General features: G+C 58.8%; 1 pseudogene. It reads left to right on the top strand.

The window, feature by feature from the left end:
• Positions 1-83: 83 nt before the first annotated feature.
• Positions 84-386: pseudogene (locus AF337_RS05620) on the top strand (hypothetical protein); the annotation flags it as partial.

The raw sequence follows: 386 nt of genomic DNA, 5'->3' as shown, positions 1-386 counted from the left end.
GCGCAACTTCCGATCACTTTTCCCCTTGGAAAGGTTTAAAACACTTACCATGGTGCCGTCATAGGATGAGGAGGAGAACCGCCATGCGCCGTCGCACCACCTTCACGGCAATTATGCTCCTCGCCTTCACGGCTTCGGCCGCGGATTTCAGACCCTATGCGAATGGACGCTTCGGATATGCCGTCGAACTCCCTGCCGACTTCAATACGGTCCTCACTCCGGAGAACGGCGACGGCGTCGGCCTCGAAAGTGTCGACGGTCTGGCGAAGCTCTCGGTCTGGGGCAACTACCTCACGGAGGGCGGCTTCTCGCAAGAGAGCGACCTTCGCCGAAAGTTCGAAGCCGACGAGGGTTGGAAGTTTGCTTACGAGAAACGCGGAGCGTCG

Origin of the sequence: Rhizobium ecuadorense (genome assembly GCF_001187535.1) — a bacterium.
Classification (GTDB): Bacteria; Pseudomonadota; Alphaproteobacteria; order Rhizobiales; family Rhizobiaceae; genus Rhizobium; species Rhizobium ecuadorense.
The sequence above is the reverse complement of the archived record's forward strand: the minus strand, read 5'-3'. Positions and strand labels throughout refer to the sequence as shown.